We start from the raw sequence: 22129 nt of genomic DNA, 5'->3' as shown, positions 1-22129 counted from the left end.
ACGTAAAGTTCCCCGCCAACGTGCCGATAACACCGCTATCACGTTAATGAAAAGGTGTTGTATGTTGAACCGTCTGCGCGTTGTCACCCTGTTGATGTTAGTGCTGGTCGTTTTCGCACTGCTTCAGCTGCTGTCCGGTGGCTTTCTTTTCTCGTCGTTAAAACAAAACCAGCAAAGTTTCGCCCTCTCCAATGAGCTGCGCACCCAGCAGACCGAGCTGAGCAAAACCTGGGAGCTGATGCTGCAAACGCGCATCAACCTCAGCCGTTCATCTGCCCGCATGATGATGGATGCCAGCAACCAACAAAGCAGCGCCAAAGCGGATCTGCTAAACAATGCCAAACTCTCTCTGGCAGAAGCCGCGAAGCACTACGCCGCGTTTTCTCAAATGCAAACGCCACCGGAGTTAAGCGCGGTGAGCGAGAGCGTTGATGCCAGTTACCAGAAATACTTCGCCGGGTTAACGGAGCTGATTGGCTTCCTGCAAAGCGGCAACATGGACGCTTATTTCGCCCAGGCGACACAGGGCATGCAAAACGGGCTCGGCGAGGCGTTGACCCGCTATGCAGAAGAGAGCGAGAAGCTCTATCAGCACGCCTTCGTGACCAGTACTCACGATTATCGTTTTGCGCAGTGGCAGCTTGGGGTGATTGCCGTGGTGCTGGTGCTGATCCTCGCCGCTGCGTGGTACGGCATTCGCCAAATCCTGCTTAATCCTTTGGCTAAAGTGATGGCGCACCTGCGTCAAATTGCCGACGGGGATTTGACCCAGACGATGAACGTCTCCGGGCGCAACGAAATTGCGGAACTGGCTGGCACCGTAGGCCACATGCAACAGTCGCTGATCGACACTGTGACGCGTGTCCGTCTTGGCTCGGATGCTATTTACTCCGGCACCAGTGAAATCGCCATTGGGAATAACGATCTCTCTTCCCGCACTGAGGAGCAGGCTTCTGCGCTGGAGCAAACCGCCGCCAGCATGGAAGAACTGACTGCCACGGTGAAACAGAACGCCGAAAACGCTCGTCAGGCTTCGCAGTTGGCGCTAAGCGCTTCAGAAACCGCACAGCGTGGTGGCAAAGTGGTAGACGGCGTGGTGAAAACCATGCACGACATCGCCGCCAGTTCGCAGAAGATTTCTGATATCACCGGCGTTATCGACGGCATCGCCTTCCAGACCAATATTCTGGCGCTGAACGCGGCAGTCGAAGCTGCTCGTGCCGGGGAACAAGGCCGTGGTTTTGCGGTGGTCGCCGGGGAAGTGCGTAATCTCGCCAGCCGCAGCGCACAGGCCGCGAAAGAGATCAAAGGCCTGATTGAAGACTCGGTGGCGAAAGTCGACACCGGCTCGGTGCTGGTGGAAAGCGCAGGCGAAACCATGAGCGATATCGTCAACGCAGTGACCCGCGTGACCGACATCATGGGAGAGATTTCTTCCGCTTCTGATGAGCAAAGTCGCGGTATCGATCAGGTTGCGCTGGCTGTGTCCGAAATGGATCGCGTTACCCAGCAAAACGCCGCTTTGGTGCAGCAGTCTGCCGCCGCTGCCGCGGCACTGGAAGAACAATCCAGCAGCCTGACCCGTGCCGTCTCGACGTTCCGTATCGCGACCGTAAACAACTCTGTTGTGCCTAAAAAAACCAGCGTTCACGAAGCCAGCGCCGCGCCGTTGCGTCCGCGTGCTGCCGCTGTCGGTACTGATGATAACTGGGAAACCTTTTAACTTTACGCGGCATGTTGTCGCATGACGGGAGTGGTGATGTTCAATCGTATTCGTATCTCGACCACCTTATGTCTGATTCTGGTGGTGTGTGGCCTGTTACAAATTGGCAGTAACGGTTTGTCCTTTATGGCCTTTCGCGATGGACAGCAAACTCTGGGTCAGGTAGAGCAAGGAAATCTGCTGCTGAACAGCCTGGGCGACGCTCGCGTGGTGTTGCTGCAAGCCAGCAGTTCACTGAATAAAGCCGGGACGCTGACGGCGCTGAGCTATCCGCCGGAAGAGATCAAAGCGCTGTTAACCACGGCGCACCAAAGCCTGAAACAGGCGGACAAAGAGTTCGCCGAGTTTGTCGCCTTCCCGGTGGCGGACAGCACCGCGCAGGCACTGAAAGAGCAAACACAGAAACGCTATGCCGATTGGCACGGGGCGCTGGAACACCAGATGACCTGGCTTGAAAGTAATCAGCTTTCTGACTTTATGACCGCGCCTGTCCAGCAGGCACAGGACAATTTTGACGGCAGTTGGCGCAGTTGGATCCAGTATATCGGCACGCATCTTGAATCAGCACGCGAGGCGGGCGACAGCAACTATCACCGTTCGGCAGCCATTTTTATTGTGATGGTGGTTCTGGCGGTAGTGCTGGTCGGTGGCTCGCTGCTGTGGGCTCGCCGGATGATTGTCCAGCCGCTGGGCATCATCAGCAGCCATTTCGAAAGCATTGCGAAAGGCAATCTCGCTCGTCCGATATCGGTGTTTGGGCGCAACGAAATTTCGGCCATTTTCGCCGGGCTGAAGAACATGCAAAGCGCACTGCGCGACACGGTGACTCAGGTACGTCAGGGCAGCTACGCCATGCATACCGGTATCTCTGAAATTGCGGCGGGGAATAACGATCTCTCTTCGCGCACCGAACAGCAGGCGGCTTCGCTGGCGGAAACGGCAGCAAGCATGGAGCAACTGACCGCCACCGTTGGGCAGAACGCCGATAACGCGCGTCAGGCTTCCGGGCTTGCCAGCAGCGCGGCGGAAACCGCTAAGCGGGGCGGGCAGCAGGCTTCGCACGTCGCCGACACCATGCACGACATCGCCACCAGTTCACAGAAAATCGGCGACATCATTAGCGTTATCGACGGCATTGCGTTCCAGACCAACATTCTGGCGCTGAATGCCGCGGTGGAAGCCGCACGTGCCGGTGAGCAGGGGCGTGGTTTTGCGGTGGTGGCGGGTGAAGTGCGTAACCTCGCCAGCCGAAGCGCTCAGGCGGCGAAAGAGATCAAAGGCCTGATTGAAGAGTCCGTTTCCCGCGTACAGGAAGGGTCGGCGCTGGTGGATACCGCCGCGCAAACCATGAATGAAATCGTCCGCTCCGTTTCGCAGGTTAACGACATCATGGGTGAAATTGCCTCGGCGTCAGACGAACAGCGTCGCGGTATCGAACAGGTCGCGCTGGCGGTCAGCCAGATGGACCAGGTCACGCAACAGAACGCCTCGCTGGTGGAAGAAGCGGCGGCGGCCACAGAACAACTGGCAGGGCAGGCCGATAACCTGACCACGCTGGTGGCGCAGTTTGCGCTGGAAGAGAAAAGAGTACCGAAGCAAGAAGGGGTGCCGCCGGTGGCGGTAGCCGTGGTTTCCTGATTGACGTAAGAAGGCGCTATGACTGCAACGCTGCCCACTGGGCAATCGTCATTATTAACGCAGATGACACAGCGCCTGGCGCTGTCCGATGCGCAGTTTCGTCGGATATGCCAGCTTATCTACCAGCGCGCAGGGATTGTGCTGGCCGATCATAAGCGCGACATGGTTTACAACCGATTGGTGCGCCGTCTGCGCCAGCTCGGTCTGGATGATTTTGGTCGTTATCTGGCGATGCTGGAAGCGAATCAGGATAACGCCGAGTGGCAGGCGTTCATTAACTCGCTGACCACTAACCTGACGGCGTTTTTCCGCGAGGCGCATCACTTCCCGACGCTGGCGGAACATGCCCGCCGTCGGCAGGGTGAATACCGTGTGTGGAGTGCGGCGGCATCGACGGGAGAAGAACCCTATTCGATAGCCATCACGCTTGCCGACACGTTAGGCACCGCGCCGGGGCGCTGGAAGGTGTTTGCCAGCGATATCGACACGGAAGTGCTGAACAAAGCGCAAAGCGGCATCTATCGGCAGGATGAACTGAAAACCCTGTCGCAGCAGCAGCTTTCGCACTATTTCATGCGCGGAACCGGGCCACATAATGGACTGGTGCGCGTGCGGCAGGAACTGGCGAATTATGTGGATTTTGCGCCCGTTAACCTGCTCGACAGGCAGTACAACGTGCCGGGGCCGTTTGATGCGATTTTTTGTCGCAACGTGATGATCTATTTCGACAAAACGACCCAGCAGGACATTCTGCGCCGTTTCGTTCCCCTGCTTAAGCCTGACGGATTGTTGTTTGCCGGGCACTCAGAGAACTTCAGCAATCTCGTGCGCGAGTTCAGTCTGCGGGGGCAGACGGTGTACGCGCTGAGTAAGGATAAAGCATGAGTAAAATCAGGGTGTTGTCTGTTGATGATTCGGCGTTGATGCGCCAGATCATGACAGAAATCGTCAACAGCCACAGTGATATGGAAATGGTGGCTACCGCGCCTGATCCGCTGGTCGCCCGGGATCTGATTAAAAAGTACAACCCGGACGTGCTGACGCTGGACGTTGAGATGCCGCGTATGGACGGCCTCGATTTTCTGGAAAAGCTGATGCGGCTGCGCCCGATGCCGGTGGTGATGGTGTCTTCACTGACCGGCAAAGGGTCTGAAGTGACGCTCCGGGCGCTGGAATTAGGTGCGGTGGATTTTGTCACCAAGCCGCAGATTGGCATCCGTGAAGGGATGCTGGCCTACAGCGAAATGATTGCCGACAAAGTGCGTGCGGCTGCAAGAGCGCAAGTCAGTGCGCACAAGCCGCTGGTTGCGCCCAAGGCGTTGAAAGCGGGCCCGATGCTCAGCTCGGAAAAACTGTTAGTGATTGGCGCGTCAACGGGCGGTACCGAGGCCATTCGCCACGTATTGCAGCCGCTGCCGCTGACCAGCCCGGCCATTTTGATTACCCAGCACATGCCACCGGGTTTTACACGTTCGTTTGCCGAACGCCTGAACAAGCTGTGTCAGATAGCGGTGAAAGAGGCCGAGGACGGCGAACGTGTGCTGCCAGGCCATGCGTACATTGCGCCGGGTGATAAGCATATGGAGCTGGCGCGAAGCGGGGCTAACTATCAAATCAAAATTCATGACGGGCCGCCGGTGAATCGCCATCGCCCGTCGGTGGATGTGCTGTTTCATTCGGTCGCTAAAAATGCGGGGCGAAATGCGGTGGGGGTGATCCTCACTGGCATGGGCAACGACGGCGCGGCCGGGATGCTGGCAATGCACCAGGCCGGTGCCTGGACCATTGCCCAGAATGAAGCAAGTTGTGTGGTGTTCGGCATGCCGCGTGAAGCCATCAATATGGGTGGCGTCAGCGAAGTGGTCGATCTCAGCCAGGTAAGTCAGCAGATGCTGGCAAAAATCAGTGCCGGACAGGCAATACGTATTTAAGAGGAGTAGTGAAATGGCGGATAAAGAGCTTAAGTTTCTGGTTGTGGATGACTTTTCCACCATGCGTCGCATCGTGCGTAACCTGCTAAAAGAGCTGGGATTCAACAACGTAGAAGAAGCGGAAGATGGCGTGGATGCGCTGAATAAATTGCAGGCAGGCGGGTTTGGCTTTGTGATTTCTGACTGGAACATGCCGAACATGGACGGTCTGGATCTGCTGAAAACCATTCGTGCCGATGGCGCAATGGGCGCGTTACCGGTACTAATGGTGACCGCAGAAGCGAAGAAAGAAAACATTATCGCCGCCGCGCAAGCCGGAGCCAGTGGCTATGTCGTGAAACCATTTACCGCCGCCATTCTCGAAGAGAAGCTGAACAAAATCTTCGAGAAACTGGGCATGTAAGGGAGAGACGATGATGCAATCCCCCGTGAAACCTGCTGATGAACATTCAGCCGCAGATATCATTGCCCGCATCGGCAGCCTGACCCGTATGCTGCGCGACAGCCTGCGTGAGCTCGGCCTCGATCAGGCTATTGCCGAAGCGGCGGAAGCGATTCCGGATGCCCGTGACCGTCTTGATTACGTGGTGCAGATGACCGCGCAAGCGGCTGAGCGCGCGCTAAACTGCGTCGAGCTGTCGCAGCCGCATCAAAACCAGATGGAAAAAGATGCCAAAGCGCTGTCTGGCCGCTGGGATGAATGGTTTGAAAACCCGATTGAGCTTTCCGATGCCCGCGAACTGGTGACCGACACCCGCAGCTACTTAGCGGACGTGCCGAAACACACCAGCTTCACCAACGCGCAGCTGCTGGAAATCATGATGGCGCAGGACTTCCAGGATCTGACCGGGCAGGTCATCAAACGAATGATGGATGTTATCCAGGAGATTGAGCGCCAGCTGCTGATGGTGCTGCTGGAAAATATGCCGGACCAAAGCGCAAGGCCGAAACGTGAAAATGAAAGCCTGCTCAATGGCCCGCAAATGGACACCAGCAAAGCGGGCGTGGTCGCGAGCCAGGACCAGGTCGACGATTTGCTGGACAGCTTAGGGTTTTAACTTGCTATGGCCCGTGATGGGCCATTTTTTATGAGCGTTAGCGAATATCCAGATTGACGGTGACATTACCTTCAAATTTTCCTGGTTCAGGTTTGCTCTGCGTCGTCGCCACCGGGGCCGCTGTCATGCGGATCGTCCCATTGCCCTGGTCATCCAGGGTGATGGGAAATTCACTGCTGCCGTCCAGATGCACGCTGGCGCTGGTATTGTCATACATCCTCACGCCAATATCATCCCGCCCGGCCATGCGAGCGATATAACCGCCTGGCGCATCGGCCAAGCCCTGATCGGCAGAAAGCGTCAGCTTGATCTTACCGGCGTTGCTGACCGCGGCGTTATCGCAGTGAAAAGAAATATCCACATTTTTCAGCGCGTAACCCTGCGGGGGCTGGGCGCTGGCGATAAAATCAGTTCTTGCCACGCTACCCAAATCGACCTCAATAACGCTTCCAGCATTGATCGTACAGCTCAGTGGCGCGCTCAGTACTCCGGAGAACCACACGTTGCCGACTGGGGAGGCATCGCCCACCGTACAGCCTCCGCCGTTAAAATAGAGGCAGGCTGACGTCTGTTCCACGAGTGTCGACGGAATAATCTCCTGGCCGAGGATCGGGGATTTAACGTACAGCCTCGCGGCGATGACACTCCATTTAAACTGCCGCTGGGGAGTGTCCGCGACAGGGCGTGTATCATCGTTACAGACCGTTTGCTGATTTTCCGTCGACGACAAGGGTTCCGTTTTGCTGGTTGGCGTGAGGGTCGGATAGGTACTGACCGAATTCAGGTACAGACCGCTGCCGTCAGGGGAATTAATGGCATCGGTATAGGCATCAATGTTGATGTCCAGTTTCTCAGTCAGATAACCCGTCCCTTCGGTCGAACCGGCTCGCAGTGGGCTGCTGGCGAAACTGTAGCCTTTTATCTGTGTAGTGGCGGATAGGGTTCCTGGGCAATTGCACTGGGCATAAATTGCGGAGCCGTTGCCGACCAGGTGTGCGTCAGTATTCACCACATTCCCTTTAGCATTCTCGGCTGGTGAAAGCGCCTGACTGTACTGTGTATCATAGTTACCTGAAGACGGAAAACAACCTCGTAGCACAGTTGATTGTCCATGTGGTGAAAACAGAAACAGTAGCGTTGTAGCCGAACAGACAGCGTAATTAAGGTGAGCCATAGTTAGCCTTCCTGACGGCACTGAGCCGTTAAATGTTTGATCCCCGTGATGTTGTCGTCGGCCACGGCGGCCGCGGCAGGGATTTGTGCGGTACAGCGTTGACGTGGGCCATTTCCCCACTTCACCGAGATCGTAATCGCCTCGTTCAGCCCAGCGAGATAAAGCACGCCGCGCTCCGCCACAATGCCGTTGATTTTTCCGTCAGCGGAACTGGCCATGGCGCCGAAAGGCACTTCGCTGGCGTTTGGCAATGACAGGACGATCAGCGCCCGGTAACCCACTTTCGCGCTGAAATGAGCCGCTACTGCGGCGTTGCGCGAAGGCACAACTGTGATAGCGGTACTTGTGCTGTCGACGTTGTCCGGGAGCTGGGTGGTATCCATCCCGATACGGTTTTCCTGATAGGCGCTCAGGGAAGGAATAATGGCGTTGCCAAACCAGTCGGTGCGGATCCCGCGTTGATTCTGGAACGCGATACCAGAGGCTCCGTCGGCATTGATGATGGCGAACTGATCCCCAAGAGGTTGAGATAGCGTCACACCGTGAGGATGAACCACCAGGGCACCGCTGGCTCCGTAGCTGAGTTGTCGTTCGCCTGCGGAGTCTGCGGCATAGCCTGCATTCAGACTGGCGTACTGGGTGCGCCAGTTGGCGTAGACACTGCTGCTGTCGCCAGGATCCTGATTGCTGTGGCTTTGCTGGAGTGAGTAGCTCAGACTGTTATCTTCAAGAAGCATACCGTTCAGGCCGACGTTCTGTGTGGTTGCGCCCTGGTTGTTGTTGCTCAGGTTGTAGCTCGCCCAACTGTTCGGCAACCAGCGGCTCAGAGGCACGCTAAAGCCGAAGGAGATCACGCGATCATTGTCGCCGCTGCCATTGTCGCTTTCTGTCAACGCCAGGTGGAAGTTAATGCCCTGAATGCGGTAATCCAGCCCTGCGGAAATATTTCTCTCGACATGCGTCTTTCCCCAGTAGTTTTGCTGGTAAGCATTGAGATAAAGGCTGCCGTCGGGAAAAGGCTGGTTGATACTTAACTGTAACCGGCTGCGTTTGTGGTCTCTGCTGATGTCATCGTCTTCACCGGTTGAGTGGTGGTTGGCATCGGCAAAGGAGTAGTAACCCTGCGTTGAATAGCGATAGCTCGCCAGCGTGAAGTGCGTTTGTGTCAGAGCGAGTTCAGAGGAGTACATGACCCGCCAGGACTGACCATTGCTGGACGTACCGTCTTCAAGCGTTGCGCGCGCCGCCGTGACATCCAGCGACACCGCCCCGAACTGGCCGAGGCTAACCCCCACCCCTGATGCCAAAGCGTTGTAGTTTTCGGAGCCCGTGAAGCCCCCGTAAACCGTGAGCAGGTTGTTAAGTCCATAAATCGCACTGCCCTGAACAAATTCGGGCTCATCGTCCTGACTGCCCTGATCGGCACGATAGCGACCTACGGTAGCCTCGAAACGTAAATGCGAAGGCCTTTGCATCAACGCGACGCTGGAGAATGCCTGCGTAAAGTGGTGTTCGCTGCCATCAGATTCTCTGACGCTAACATCCAGATCCCCGCTGTTGGTGGATGCATAAAGGTCATGAATTTCAAACGGGCCAGGGGAGAGATTTTGCTGATAAATAACGTACCCATTTTGCCGCACGGTGACCACCGCATTCGAGTTCGCAGTCCCCCGGATAACGGGCGCAAACCCGCGCTCACTGACTGGCAGCATCTCATCGTCAGAGGCAATATTGACTCCGCTAAACTGAATGCTGTCAAAAACGTCGCCCTGAGTGTTGCTCTGTCCTGCCACAAACTGCGCTTTGAGAAAGCGAAGATCGTGCTGTACCCAACTACCAATATTCTGCCAACTGCTGTTGTTCTCGTTTTTTGACCACACCCCATAGTTACGCAACCGCCAGCCGCCAAGGTTAGCGCCGCTCCGCAGGTTGAGATACTGGCTACGATCCTGGCCGTTGTTGCTTCCCTGATTTTCACTCGCGCTGAACGCGTAATCAGCAAACATGACCGGGACGCCGGTTTCCCAGCGTGAGGGGGCAATCGCGCCAGCACTGACGGAATCAATAGAGGCTTGTGGAATGCTTACCTGTAGGGTCTGGTGGTTGAAATCGAACAGGGCGCTGGCCGCCGGAATATAGTCGCCAAGTTTTTTATCCAGTGCCTCATCGGCAGGACGTGCGGCGAGTGCAGGGAAATCATCCACTTTCACTCCCCATTCGCGCAGCATCGCAGGAGTGAGGTGAGGGACCAGGCGACCCTCGCGGTCGTTGCTGTAGCTCAGCGTTCGCTCCTGCACCTTACGGCGATTGACGATGACCTGGGTCGGGTAATTGCCAGGTAACTGGGCAGCAGGATTTGAAAATAACGTTAAATCAGTGACCTGCTCTGATCCCTTCGTCCGTTCCAGAGAGTCGGGCGAAAAATAAAACTCTCGTGCCAGTGCGCTTTCTGTCAGCAACAGCAGTCCGCTAAGCCCGGCCAGTAGCGAGGATGAGTGTTTTAATGTGCCGCGGTGTGGAACTGTGACCCTTGTCTCCATGCTTTTCGCTACCCTTTGTCCGTTCGCGAGGTGTATTTGGGTGAGGCATTGCCGTAATCGGTGAGACAGTGCCAACTGATGAGTGGGCTATTGCTGGAGACCGGTAGCGTGATGGTGCTTTTGGGGGCGGCCATGTCAGCGCTATGCAGCTGGTCTTTGCCGATATACAGCGAATCAAACACAATGTGATAGGCACTGTTATTGGTTATCTGCAACTGGCTGTTAACACGCATGAAATGAAGATTCTGACAGGCCTCTTCGGGGGTACCGGGCAAACCTTTAGGACGGAAAAAAAGCTTCAGGCGTGTTTTGTAGATGATGCGCAACACATTCTGGTTCTCGTTTCTCTTATCGCTGCCAGGGATAGTGCGTATGTTCAGGTAGAACAATGACTCTCTGTCAGGGGACGCACCTGTGCCGGTCCAGAGGATCCTCAGGCTTTGCTCCTTTTGCGGATCGAGACGAAAAAGCGGTGGCGTAATAATAAACGGACCAGATGTTTTCTCATCGCCAAGAACGACCCAGGACTGAATCAGCCAGGGAAGTTCTTTATCCTGATTGATTAACGGCAGCGCCGTCTCTTTCTTACTGGCGTCATAAATAACCCGCGTACGGCCAATTTGGATCCCTTCTGCATAAGAGACGGTAAATAGTGCTGTTACTACAGAGAGTATTAATAATAACAGTCCGGATACGTATATTTTCATCATAAAATAAGGTCATAATAAAACATAGCCAGCACTGGAGGTTGGCTATGTTTGACAAAGTGAATTAAAAATTTACTGACCGGCAATTTAACGATAGAGAATATTTACCGTCATATCGGCATCGGCTGGGCCTGCCGTCACCGGAATAGCAAATGCCTGGTAGCGCGCGAGAAAATCCTGGAAAATCGCATCGCCGGCATTACGAGACAACGGAATCGCTATCTGGTCTTCAGAGCCATCAAGTTTTAAAAGGGTGCCTGGTGTTTCAACTTTACTGACGGCGATGCCCACATTGGTTGCGGCGGTAGAGCCCGCGGTGGTGAGAGCGCTAACCGTGAGCAACTCCGCGTTGCTGTTAGGTTCAGTGACGCCCTCAAAGGTAAGCTGTACGTGGTTCAGCCCATCGGTCTGGATCGGACAGTCTTTCAGCCTGATGGTAAAAGGCATTGCGGTAGATTTATCACCAGGATTGGCAAATAATGTGGTCGGGTAAGTGCCGAGCGGCACGTTATTATCTGTACCGCTATCGCCATCAATGACACAGCTTGGCTCAATAATTTCGCCGGTGAAATGGACTGTCCCTGCATTGGTCCCATCTGCAAATACTGAAAATGATGACAGTGTTAATGCTAATGCGAGAAAACGCTTCTTTTTCTGACTCATGTCGAAATGTCCTTTGAAGGTTCAATAATCCGTAATTTGAGGCTCAATGTTGTGCATATAAAATAATGACAACGCAGTATATACCTATATTTTTTTATTTTCAGCTAACATTATATTGGAGAGTGTCTATTTTTAGACATAAAGGCGGGGGTAGGAAGAAATAAATATTTAACTGAATTATGTTTTATAATTAAAACATTAATCAAACTGATCATTTATGGAAATAATCAGGAAAGGGAATGATAAGGTTTGATCCCGATAAACAGACTTATGCGATCGTATAAACAGTGATTGGCTGTTCGCGCTGCCGCTATCCCGTTAGAGGGGGCCGTTAAGGGTTCTTTAAGTTAAATCCCTGCGCATTTTCTCGAGTTGAAACACCCTAAAAGCAATCCTTTATACCCCTTTTTCCAGCCATTGGCGTAGCCTGTCTCTGTCATGATTAGCTTCAGGAACCCTTGTCCTTGAGCATGCGAAGTGGCTGAAGAAAGCGACAACGAAGACAAAACAGAAGCCCCCACACCCCAACGGCTGGAAAAGGCACGTGAAGAAGGGCAGATCCCGCGTTCGCGCGAGCTGACCTCACTGCTGATTTTGCTGGTGGGCGTTGGCGTGCTCTGGCTTGGCGGCGAGGCGATGGCGCGCAGGCTGGCGAGCCTGCTTTCCTCCGGGCTGCACTTCGACCACAGCATTATCAATGACCCGAATCTGATCCTTGGGCAAATCATCCTGCTGATTAAACAGGCCATGCTGGCGCTGACGCCGTTGATTGTGGGCGTGGTGGTGATGGCACTGCTGGGGCCGGTGATGTTGGGTGGCCTGGTGTTCAGCCCAAAATCGCTGGCCTTTAAGTTCGATAAGCTCAATCCCTTGCCGGGCATTGCTCGTATGTTTTCGGCCCAGTCAGCCGCTGAATTGCTGAAAGCCATTCTCAAATCTGTGCTGGTCGGCTGCGTGGCGGGCGTGTTTGTCTGGCTTCACTGGCCTGACATGATGCGGCTTATCAGTGAATCCCCGCTGACGGCAATGGGCAATGCGCTGAACATGGTCGGGCTGTGCGCGTTGCTGGTTGCGATTGGTGTGGTGCCGATGGTTGGCTTCGACGTGTTTTTCCAGATTTTTAGCCACATCAAGAAGCTGCGTATGTCCCGCCAGGACATTCGCGATGAGTTTAAACAGAGCGAAGGCGACCCGCATGTGAAGGGGCGTATTCGCCAGATGCAGCGTGCTGCAGCCCGTCGCCGCATGATGGCCGACGTGCCAAAAGCCGACGTTATCGTCACGAACCCGACACACTATTCGGTGGCATTGCAGTACGAAGAAAACAAAATGAGCGCGCCAAAAGTGGTGGCGAAAGGCGCGGGCCTTGTCGCGCTGCGTATTCGCGAACTGGGTGAAGAATATAAGATCCCCGTCCTGCAGGCTCCGCCGTTGGCGCGTGCGCTTTATCGTCACGCCGAAATCGGCCAGCAAATACCCGGCACGCTGTACGCCGCCGTGGCAGAAGTGCTGGCCTGGGTGTGGCAGTTGAAGCGCTGGAAACTGGCGGGTGGCGCGCCTCCGAAGAAACCTGAGCATTTACCGGTGCCTGAAGCACTGGATTTTTTGAACGAGAAGGACACTGATGGCTAATCTGGTCGCAATGCTGCGTCTGCCCGGCAACTTTAAATCCACCCAATGGCAGGTGCTTGCCGGGCCGGTGCTGATCCTGCTTATCCTGTCGATGATGGTGCTGCCGCTGCCCGCCTTCGTCCTCGATTTGCTGTTTACCTTCAACATTGCGCTGTCGATTATGGTGCTGCTGGTGGCAATGTTCACTCAGCGCACGCTCGAATTTGCGGCTTTCCCGACCATTCTGCTGTTCACCACCTTGTTGCGTCTGGCGCTGAACGTGGCCTCCACCCGTATTATTTTGATGGAAGGGCATACCGGCGCGGCGGCGGCAGGGAAGGTTGTTGAAGCCTTCGGCCACTTCCTGGTCGGCGGCAACTTTGCCATCGGCATCGTGGTGTTCGTGATCCTCGTTATCATCAACTTTATGGTTATCACCAAGGGTGCCGGGCGTATCGCCGAAGTTGGCGCGCGCTTTGTGCTTGATGGGATGCCTGGTAAACAGATGGCGATCGACGCCGACCTGAACGCCGGGCTGATTGGCGAAGAGGATGCCAAACGTCGCCGCGCAGAAGTGACGCAGGAAGCAGATTTCTACGGTTCGATGGACGGTGCGAGTAAATTCGTTCGCGGGGATGCTGTCGCCGGGATTTTGATCATGGTGATTAACGTCATCGGCGGTTTGCTGGTTGGGGTTCTGCAGCACGGTATGGATTTAGGCCACGCGGCGGAGAGCTACACGCTGCTGACCATCGGTGATGGTCTGGTGGCGCAGATCCCGGCACTGGTTATCTCTACCGCAGCGGGCGTTATCGTGACTCGCGTGGCCACCGATCAGGATGTCGGCGAGCAGATGGTTGGTCAGCTGTTCAGCAACCCACGCGTGATGATGCTGAGTGCCGCAGTGCTTGGCTTGCTCGGCATGGTGCCGGGGATGCCGAACTTTGTGTTCCTGCTGTTTACAGCGGCGTTGCTGGGCCTTGCTTGGTGGCTGCGTGGACGTGAGCAGAAAGCTCCGGCACAAGCGGCACCAGTACGTCCACAGGAAAGTCCGCAGGCCATCGAAGCCACCTGGAATGACGTACAACTGGAGGATACGCTCGGGATGGAAGTTGGATATCGTCTGATCCCGATGGTGGATTCACAACAGGATGGCGAGCTGCTGGGGCGCATCCGTTCTATCCGTAAGAAATTCGCTCAGGAGATGGGCTTCCTGCCGCCGGTGGTGCACATCCGCGACAATATGGATTTGCCACCTGCGCGTTATCGTATTCTGCTTAAAGGCGTGGATATCGGCAGCGGTGACGCTTATCCGGGGCGCTGGCTGGCGATCAACCCAGGAACTGCCGCGGGGACATTGCCTGGTGAGCCAACAGTCGATCCGGCGTTTGGTCTGGCGGCTATCTGGATTGAAAGCGCACTGAAAGAACAGGCGCAGATTCAGGGCTTTACGGTGGTTGAAGCCAGTACTGTCGTCGCGACACACCTCAACCATTTAATCAGCCTTCACTCGGCCGAGCTGTTTGGTCGTCAGGAAGCGCAGCAACTGCTGGATCGCGTGACGCAGGAAATGCCGAAGCTGACCGAAGATCTGGTGCCGGGCGTGGTCACGCTGACCACTCTGCACAAAGTCCTGCAAAACTTGCTGGATGAGAAAGTGCCGATTCGCGATATGCGCACCATTCTGGAAACGCTGGCGGAGCATGCGCCTGTGCAGACCGATCCGCATGAACTGACCAACGTGGTGCGTGTTGCTTTGGGGCGGGCAATTACCCAACAGTGGTTCCCGGGCAATGGCGAAGTGCAGGTCATTGGGCTTGATACCCCGCTGGAGCGCCTACTGCTGCAAGCCCTGCAAAATGGCGGCGGTCTGGAGCCGGGTCTGGCTGACCGCCTGCTGGCACAAACTCAGGAAGCGCTGTCTCGTCAGGAAATGCTCGGCGCACCGCCAGTGCTGCTGGTTAACCATGCGCTTCGTCCGCTGTTGTCCCGCTTCCTGCGCCGTAATCTGCCGCAGCTGGTGGTGTTGTCAAATCTGGAACTGTCGGACAACCGTCAGATTCGTATGACGGCGACCATCGGAGGGAAATGATGCGTTTATTCCTGGCGCTAATGATGTTACCGCTGATGGCGCAAGCTGCCGGAGAAGGAAGCTGGCAGGCGAGCGGCAGGGGCGTAGTGCTAAATCACCGCGGCGAATCTGCTTCTTCGCCGCCGCTCGTGTCGTCACAACCGGCCAGCGGCCTGGTCACGGTGATAGCCTGGCGTTATACGCTGATTGGCCCCACGCCTGCAGGTTTGCGAGTGCGCCTGTGTTCACAAACACGCTGCGTGGAACTGGACGGGCAAAGTGGCACCACCTGGGGATTACAAAATAGTCCTGCTGCGCAACCGCTACGCTTTGTTTGGGAAGTGCCTGGAGGAGGGCGTTTGATCCCGGCGCTCACGGTGCAAAGCAACCAGGTGATTGTTAACTACCGCTGATCCATTTCTCAGACCCGCCAGCGCTATTCTGTTGGTGGGCTCTCAAAATTGACCCCTTCTTTTGATTGAATCAAAACGTTGTTTTATAAATCGGTGACGCGTGTGCTCCGACTCTTTGTATTTTTGCCAACTCAGAAAAGGGCCTGGCAAAAATGGAAAGGTTTAACCCAGCACATACTTCTACTGTAGCCGTGTAAGGGCTGCTTCCTCATTGGATGAGGCGTGCTCTCCTGATAAAAACACGGGATTTACGGCAATGAAAACACGTAAAATCGGAATAGCGAATTACCTTGCCTACGGTTCGGGCGATTTTTTGGGCGCAGGGACCACCGCGCTTACCGCCGCATGGCTTTTATACTTCTACACCACCTTCTGTGGGCTTACTCCCATTGAGGCAACCTTTATCTTTGCCACCGCAAGGGTGCTGGATGCCGTCGTCAGCCCATTGATGGGCTTCTTAACGGATAACTTTGGTTCGACCTGGCTTGGCAAACGCTTTGGTCGGCGTAAGTTTTTCATCATGCTCGGCATCCCTTGCGTGTTCAGCTACTCCTTTATGTGGGTCGGCGACATGGGATTCTGGTACTACCTGCTGACCTATCTGATTTTCGATATCGTCTACACCATGATTCTGGTGCCGTATGAAACGTTAGTGCCAGAAATGACCGACGACTTCAAACAGAAGACTAAGTTCTCTGGAGCGCGTATTGCGATGGCTCAGATGTCTGCCATTCTGGCGTCGTTCCTGCCGGGCATCCTGCTGACGCACTTCGGCAAAGACAATGCGGTTTCCTTCTTCTATGCGAGCCTGGTGTTCGCGGTTCTGTGTGCCGTGATGCTAACGTTCGTCTGGTTCTTTACCTGGGAACGTGCACGTGAGGACTGGAGCGAAGCGGCGCTAAGAGCAGAAGAAGAGAAAAAGCAACTGACGCTGGGGCAAAGCCTCAACCGGTTGATTATCGAACTGACCTCAACGCTGCGCATCCGCATTTTCCGTCAGCACCTGGGCATGTATCTGGGCGGTTACATTGCACAAGACGTGTTTAACGCCGTGTTCACTTATTACGTGGTGTTTGTGTTGATGCAGGAAGCCTCGTTTGCTTCCAACCTGATGGGCACGATGGCTATTTTCCAGTTCATCGCTGTGATTGCCATGATGCCGCTGTGTATTCGCTTTGGGCCAGCACCGTCATACCGCATGGTTGTCGTGCTGTTTGGTTTAAGCTCCATTTCCTACGCCGTTCTTTATTATGCCGGGCTGAGCGATATCCCGTCGCTGATGCTGTTGCTTTCTGCTGTTGCGGGTCTTGGGCGTGGCGGGATCAACTACGTGCCGTGGAACACTTACACCTACATTGCTGATGTGGATGAAGTCATCACCGGGCAGCGCCGTGAAGGGATTTTCGCCGGGATCATGACCTTAACCCGCAAAGCCTCTCAGGCGGGTGCCATCATGCTGGTGGGGATCATCATGCAAGCCTCTGGCTTCGTGTCCGGGCAGAAAGTCCAGCCTGCGGAAGTCAGCCACACCATTCTGTTGATCTTAAGCGTGGGGACTGTTGCCGTGCTGATTTGCGGCTTCCTGGTCTCACTGCGCTTCAAGCTGAACCTGCACACCCACAGTATTCTGCGCGACGAAACCGCCAAAATGCGCCAGTCCGGCCGTGCGATACCTGAAGCCGTTACGCCAGAAGCTCAGGCTACCGTCGAAATGCTCGCGGGTATGCCGTTCGATTCCCTGTGGGGGAACAACAATATTGGTTATCTGAATCGCAATAAACCTGCAGCGCCATCGCTCAAGCAGGGTGCTCCACTGAATTCGACATTTAACAGAGGGTAATTACATGAAAGTCTGGCCTGTCAAACATAGCCCATTACTGTGTCAGCCTGAGCGCTTTATTGCTCAGAGTGAACTTAAAGCCCTGATCCAGAAAGTGACGCACAATCTGGTCAACATCAAGGATGAGAGCGGCGAGTTTTTACTGCGGTTGGACGACGGGCGCGTTATTGACACCAAGGGATGGGCCGGTTGGGAGTGGACCCACGGCGTCGGGCTGTACGGTATTCATCAGTATTACCAGCAGACCGGTGACGAGCAGATGCGAGACATCATCGACGGTTGGTTCACAGACCGTTTCGCTGAGGGCGCGACCACCAAAAACGTCAATACCATGGCACCGTTCCTGACGCTGGCCTATCGCTATGAAGAGACGAAAAATGTGCAGTATCTGCCGTGGCTGGAAAGCTGGGCGGAATGGGCAATGAATGATATGCCCCGCACCGAACACGGCGGCATGCAGCACATTACGCTGGCAGAAGAGAATCACCAGCAGATGTGGGATGACACGCTGATGATGACGGTCATGCCGCTGGCGAAAATCGGCAAGTTGCTCAATCGTCCTGAGTATGTCGAAGAGGCGGTGTATCAGTTCCTGCTGCATGTGCAGAACCTGATGGACAGGCAGACCGGGCTGTGGTTCCACGGCTGGAGTTACGAAGGCAACCATAACTTTGCCAACGCCCGCTGGGCACGCGGTAACAGCTGGTTGACCATCGTGATCCCGGATTTCCTTGAGTTGGTTGATCTGCCGGAAAACAACGCGGTGCGTCGTTATCTGGTTCAGGTGCTGAATGCGCAGATTGCCGCATTGGCGAAGTGTCAGGATGACAGTGGTCTTTGGCACACGCTGCTCGACGATCCGCATTCTTATCTCGAAGCTTCTGCTACAGCAGGTTTCGCCTACGGCATCCTGAAATCTGTGCGTAAGCGCTATGTTTCTGCGGAGTATGCAGAAGTGGCAGAGAAAGCGATTCGTGGAATTATCGCCAACATTTCACCAGAAGGAGAGTTACTGCAAACCTCCTTCGGCACCGGCATGGGTAGCAATCTGGAGTTCTACCGCCAGATCCCGCTGACCTCAATGCCTTATGGCCAGGCGATGGCGATCCTTTGTCTGACGGAATATTTGCGGAAGTATTTCTGAGAACAAAAAAACCGGCAATAATTGCCGGTTTTTTTATGGGCTGACGATGTAGGCCTGATAAGCGTAGCGCCATCAGGCATTTTCTCCGTTGACGCGAGGATTACATACGTTCGATGGTTTCAATACCCAGCGTATCCAGACCCAGTTTCAGGGTCTTCGCGGTCAGCAGTGCCAGTTTCAGGCGGCTGTTACGAATTTCTTCGTTGTCGGCGCTCAGAATTGGGCAGTGCTCGTAGAAGCCAGAGAACAGTCCCGCCAGATCGTACAGGTAAGAACACATCACGTGTGGCGTGCCTTCGCGGGCAACCACGTTCAGCGTTTCTTCAAACTGCAGCAGACGTGCAGCCAGTTGAGCTTCACGTTCTTCATTAATGACCACTGGCGCATTGATGATTGCCGCTTCTTCCAGACCTGCTTTACGGAACACCGACAGTACGCGGGTGTAGGCATACTGCATATATGGCGCAGTGTTGCCTTCAAACGCCAGCATGTTGTCCCAGTCAAACACGTAGTCAGTGGTACGGTTTTTGGAGAGATCCGCGTATTTCACCGCACCGATACCGACTGCGTTCGCCAGTTTTTCCAGCTCATCAGCAGGCATGTCCGGATTCTTCTCTGCCACCAGACGACGTGCACGTTCCAGCGCTTCATCCAGCAGATCAGAAAGCTTCACTGTACCGCCTGCACGGGTTTTAAACGGCTTGCCATCTTTGCCAAGCATCATGCCGAACATATGGTGTTCGAGTGGTACGGACGCTGGCACGTAGCCTGCTTTGCGCACGATGGTCCACGCTTGCATCAGGTGCTGGTGCTGACGGGAGTCGATGTAGTACAGCACGCGATCGGCATGCAGCGTTTCGTAACGGTATTTTGCACAGGCAATATCGGTGGTGGTGTACAGATAGCCGCCATCCTTTTTCTGGATGATCACGCCCATCGGTTCGCCTTCCTTGTTTTTGTACTCATCAAGGAACACGACCGTCGCGCCTTCGCTCTCGGTTGCCAGACCTTTGGCTTTCAGGTCTGCCACGATGCCTGGCAACATTGGGTTGTACAGGCTTTCACCCATCACGTCGTCGCGGGTCAGAGTGACATTAAGACGATCGTAGGTAATCTGGTTTTGGGTCATGGTGATGTCGACCAGCTTGCGCCACATCTCAAGGAAGTACGCATCGCCGCCTTGCAGCTTCACCACGTAGTTACGTGCGCGCTCGGCAAAGACTTCGTCTTCGTCGTAGTGCTTTTTGGCTTCGCGGTAGAAGCCTTCGAGGTCAGACAGCGCCATTTCACCGGCGTTTTCCTGCTGCTGCTTCTCAAGATAAGCAATCAGCATCCCGAATTGAGTGCCCCAGTCGCCGACGTGGTTGGCGCGGATAACTTTATGGCCGAGGAATTCCAGAGTACGGACAGCGGCATCACCGATGATGGTGGAACGCAGGTGACCCACGTGCATCTCTTTTGCCACGTTTGGCGCGGAGTAGTCGATAACCACGGTCTGCGCTTCAGGCTGAGCCACGCCCAGACGATCGGATTTCAGCGCATCGCTTACGCCCTGAGCCAGAAACGCCGGGTCGAGGAAGATATTGATGAAGCCTGGACCCGCGATTTCGACCTTATTGGCGATCCCGTTGAGATCCAGATGAGTCAGAACCTGCTCTGCGAGTTGTCGTGGCGCCATGCCCAGTTTTTTCGCAACTGCCATCACGCCATTGGCCTGATAGTCGCCAAACTGTACTTTTGCAGACTGACGAACCTGCGGTTCGCAATCGGCAGGTGCACCTGCCGCAATCAGGGCCTGACTGACTTTTTCTGAGAGAAGAGCCTGAATATTCACCGGAATACCTTACGTTTTTGACGCGGGTAGAAAAATACCCGTATCAGTTGAAGAAATGAGGGCAGAAGTATACTGCATTTGCACTAAGCCGTCAGCCCTGGAGCGGCGCGTTAATCAGCAGTTGGATGCGCTCTTTCAACAAGGTAAATTAGCGGCCTGCTAAAAAGAACTGAGGTAAAGAATGGGCTGGCAAACAATCGAAGCGTTACAGGATATTCAGGCGGATTTGCCTCGGTTTACTCAGGCGTTAACGGCGCTGGCTGAACGACTCGGCCTGGAGATTGCCTCGCTGGAGGCAGACCATATTTCTTTGCGCTGTCATCAAAATGCTACCGCGGAACGCTGGCGTCAGGGTTTTGAACAGTGCGGTGAGCTGTTATCAGAAAACATCATTAACGGGCGTCCAATCTGCTTATTCAAATTGCACGAACCTGTCTGCGTTGAGCACTGGCGTTTTACGGTGGTGGAATTGCCGTGGCCTGGCGAGAAACGCTATCCGCACGAAGGCTGGGAGCATATCGAAATTGTGCTGCCGGGCGCGCCTGAAGCGTTGAATGCGCGTGCACTGGCTTTATTGTCGGACGAAGGGCTGAGCCAGCCGGGTATTTTCGTCAAAACCAGCTCACCGAAAGGTGAGCATGAACGGCTGCCCAATCCGACGCTGGCGGTCACTGATGGTAAGGTCACGATTAAATTTCACCCGTGGTCGATTGAAGAGATTGTGGCGAGTGAAGCGGGCGATACAACAATGTGAGCTTACGCGAGATCTGCCGTTTGAGAACGTGTCATGATGATGCATTAGCATGAACAGGAGAAGGTAATGGCTTTGCTGGAAGTGTGCTGTTACAGCATGGAATGTGCGCGTGAGGCGCAGGAAAAAGGCGCCGATCGCATTGAATTGTGTGCTGCTCCGCTGGAAGGGGGCTTAACGCCATCTCTCGGCGTGCTGAGAACAGCGCGTCAGCAGGTGAGCATCCCGGTGCACCCGATTGTGCGCCCGCGCGGTGGTGATTTTTGTTACACCGACGGTGAGTTTGCCGCGATGCTGGAAGACGTTCGCACGATTCGCGAACTCGGTTTCCCTGGGCTGGTAACTGGCATTCTGGATGCTGACGGTAATGTGGATATGCCACGTATGCGTCAGGTGATGGAAGCAGCAGGGCCGCTGGCCGTCACATTCCATCGCGCATTTGATATGTGTGCCAATCCTGTGCAGGCATTTGAAAATCTGAAAGAACTTGGTGTGGCACGAGTGCTTACTTCTGGTCAGCAGTCGACGGCGGAGAAAGGACTTTCATTAATTAGGGAACTTATTGCCCTGGGTGATGCTCCAATTATTATGGCCGGTGCTGGCGTACGAGCGAACAACATCCCGTTGTTCCTTGAAGCTGGCGTGAAAGAAGTGCACAGTTCAGCCGGGCAGTGGGTTCCGTCAGTGATGCGTTATCGCAACCCGGGGCTGTCGATGTCCACGGACCCGACGGCAGATGAATATTCACGATACGCCGTCAACGGCGAATCGGTAGCGGAGATGAAGGCGATCGTTGACCGTTACAAGCACTAGCGATTTTTACCGCGCATCATGTCGCCCAATGTGATGCTTATTTGTACCAGGCCCCTGCCATTAACAGGGGCCTTTTTTTATGCAACGCCCGGCGGCGTTTCGCTTGCACGGGTCTACAAACGCGTAGATACTGTTATGCCACGCAAGCATTTTCTGTGTGCAACGTGGCATCGAACGGGCGTCCTGATTTCAGGACGCCGTACGCCACTTGTGCCAGT

The 22129-nt window shown here is 54.9% G+C and carries 18 protein-coding genes; 13 read left to right on the top strand and 5 right to left on the bottom strand.

The window, feature by feature from the left end:
• Nucleotides 1–61: 61 nt before the first annotated feature.
• From tar to cheZ, 6 genes are read left to right on the top strand one after another with little or no spacing between them, the layout of a single operon-like run.
• Nucleotides 62–1723, top strand: a complete 1662-nt coding sequence (gene tar, locus ACI2I2_RS11090) for a methyl-accepting chemotaxis protein II (protein WP_404657965.1) — start codon at nt 62–64, stop codon at nt 1721–1723.
• 36 nt (nt 1724–1759) lie between these two features.
• Complete coding sequence (locus ACI2I2_RS11085) at nt 1760–3361, top strand: methyl-accepting chemotaxis protein (RefSeq protein ID WP_404657964.1); 1602 nt, start codon at nt 1760–1762, stop codon at nt 3359–3361.
• An 18-nt stretch (nt 3362–3379) separates the two neighbouring features.
• Entirely contained in the window at nt 3380–4246 is an 867-nt protein-coding gene (cheR, locus tag ACI2I2_RS11080) for a protein-glutamate O-methyltransferase CheR (protein ID WP_404657963.1), read from the top strand.
• Complete coding sequence (locus tag ACI2I2_RS11075; RefSeq protein WP_404657962.1) at nt 4243–5292, top strand: chemotaxis response regulator protein-glutamate methylesterase; 1050 nt, start codon at nt 4243–4245, stop codon at nt 5290–5292. Before cheR ends, ACI2I2_RS11075 begins: the two co-directional genes overlap by 4 nt.
• 13 nt (nt 5293–5305) lie before the next feature.
• Nucleotides 5306–5695 (top strand): chemotaxis response regulator CheY, encoded by a 390-nt coding sequence (cheY, locus tag ACI2I2_RS11070; protein ID WP_330984371.1) that lies wholly within the window; start codon nt 5306–5308, stop codon nt 5693–5695.
• A 10-nt stretch (nt 5696–5705) separates the two neighbouring features.
• Nucleotides 5706–6350, top strand: coding sequence for a protein phosphatase CheZ (gene cheZ / locus ACI2I2_RS11065; protein ID WP_404657961.1), 645 nt, complete (start codon nt 5706–5708; stop codon nt 6348–6350).
• A gap of 37 nt (nt 6351–6387) precedes the next feature.
• On the opposite strand, the gene ACI2I2_RS11060 is transcribed toward cheZ, so the two are convergent.
• From ACI2I2_RS11060 to ACI2I2_RS11045, 4 genes are all read right to left on the bottom strand, one after another.
• Nucleotides 6388–7359 carry a fimbrial protein gene (locus ACI2I2_RS11060; RefSeq protein WP_404657960.1) on the bottom strand — a complete coding sequence of 324 codons (972 nt, stop codon included), beginning with the start codon at nt 7357–7359 and terminating at the stop codon, nt 6388–6390.
• 167 nt (nt 7360–7526) lie between these two features.
• Nucleotides 7527–10064 (bottom strand): fimbria/pilus outer membrane usher protein, encoded by a 2538-nt coding sequence (locus tag ACI2I2_RS11055; RefSeq protein ID WP_404657959.1) that lies wholly within the window; start codon nt 10062–10064, stop codon nt 7527–7529.
• Between the two features lie 8 nt (nt 10065–10072).
• Nucleotides 10073–10774: a molecular chaperone gene (locus ACI2I2_RS11050; RefSeq protein ID WP_404657958.1), complete on the bottom strand. Its 702-nt coding sequence runs from the start codon at nt 10772–10774 to the stop codon at nt 10073–10075.
• Between the two features lie 84 nt (nt 10775–10858).
• Nucleotides 10859–11434, bottom strand: a complete 576-nt coding sequence (locus ACI2I2_RS11045) for a fimbrial protein (protein ID WP_404657957.1) — start codon at nt 11432–11434, stop codon at nt 10859–10861.
• A 477-nt stretch (nt 11435–11911) separates the two neighbouring features.
• On the opposite strand from ACI2I2_RS11045, the gene flhB reads away from it, so the two are divergent.
• From flhB to ACI2I2_RS11020, 5 genes are all read left to right on the top strand, one after another.
• A complete protein-coding gene (gene flhB / locus ACI2I2_RS11040) occupies nt 11912–13066 on the top strand; it encodes a flagellar biosynthesis protein FlhB (RefSeq protein WP_404657956.1) in 1155 nt (384 codons plus the stop codon).
• Nucleotides 13059–15137: a flagellar biosynthesis protein FlhA gene (gene flhA, locus ACI2I2_RS11035; RefSeq protein ID WP_330984364.1), complete on the top strand. Its 2079-nt coding sequence runs from the start codon at nt 13059–13061 to the stop codon at nt 15135–15137. The genes flhB and flhA overlap by 8 nt, the downstream gene beginning before the upstream one ends.
• The gene (locus ACI2I2_RS11030; RefSeq protein WP_404658068.1) at nt 15137–15529 is read left to right on the top strand and encodes a flagellar protein FlhE; all 393 of its coding nucleotides are present in this window, start codon (nt 15137–15139) and stop codon (nt 15527–15529) included. Before flhA ends, ACI2I2_RS11030 begins: the two co-directional genes overlap by 1 nt.
• Nucleotides 15530–15785: 256 nt before the next feature.
• A complete protein-coding gene (locus ACI2I2_RS11025; protein ID WP_404657955.1) occupies nt 15786–17369 on the top strand; it encodes an MFS transporter in 1584 nt (527 codons plus the stop codon).
• 4 nt (nt 17370–17373) lie between these two features.
• Nucleotides 17374–18513 (top strand): glycoside hydrolase family 105 protein, encoded by a 1140-nt coding sequence (locus ACI2I2_RS11020; protein WP_404657954.1) that lies wholly within the window; start codon nt 17374–17376, stop codon nt 18511–18513.
• Nucleotides 18514–18613: 100 nt separating this feature from the next.
• Here the strand turns inward: ACI2I2_RS11020 and argS are convergent, their stop codons facing one another.
• Nucleotides 18614–20347: an arginine--tRNA ligase gene (gene argS / locus ACI2I2_RS11015; protein ID WP_404657953.1), complete on the bottom strand. Its 1734-nt coding sequence runs from the start codon at nt 20345–20347 to the stop codon at nt 18614–18616.
• Between the two features lie 181 nt (nt 20348–20528).
• Between argS and ACI2I2_RS11010 the strand changes: the two genes are divergently transcribed.
• The gene (locus ACI2I2_RS11010) at nt 20529–21101 is read left to right on the top strand and encodes a VOC family protein (protein WP_404657952.1); all 573 of its coding nucleotides are present in this window, start codon (nt 20529–20531) and stop codon (nt 21099–21101) included.
• Nucleotides 21102–21167: 66 nt separating this feature from the next.
• The gene (cutC, locus tag ACI2I2_RS11005; RefSeq protein WP_404657951.1) at nt 21168–21911 is read left to right on the top strand and encodes a copper homeostasis protein CutC; all 744 of its coding nucleotides are present in this window, start codon (nt 21168–21170) and stop codon (nt 21909–21911) included.
• The last annotated feature ends 218 nt before the right edge of the window (nt 21912–22129 follow it).

The sequence above is a fragment of the Scandinavium sp. NPDC088450 genome (assembly GCF_044900545.1).
Lineage (GTDB): Bacteria > Pseudomonadota > Gammaproteobacteria > Enterobacterales > Enterobacteriaceae > Scandinavium.
The sequence above is the reverse complement of the archived record's forward strand: the minus strand, read 5'-3'. Positions and strand labels throughout refer to the sequence as shown.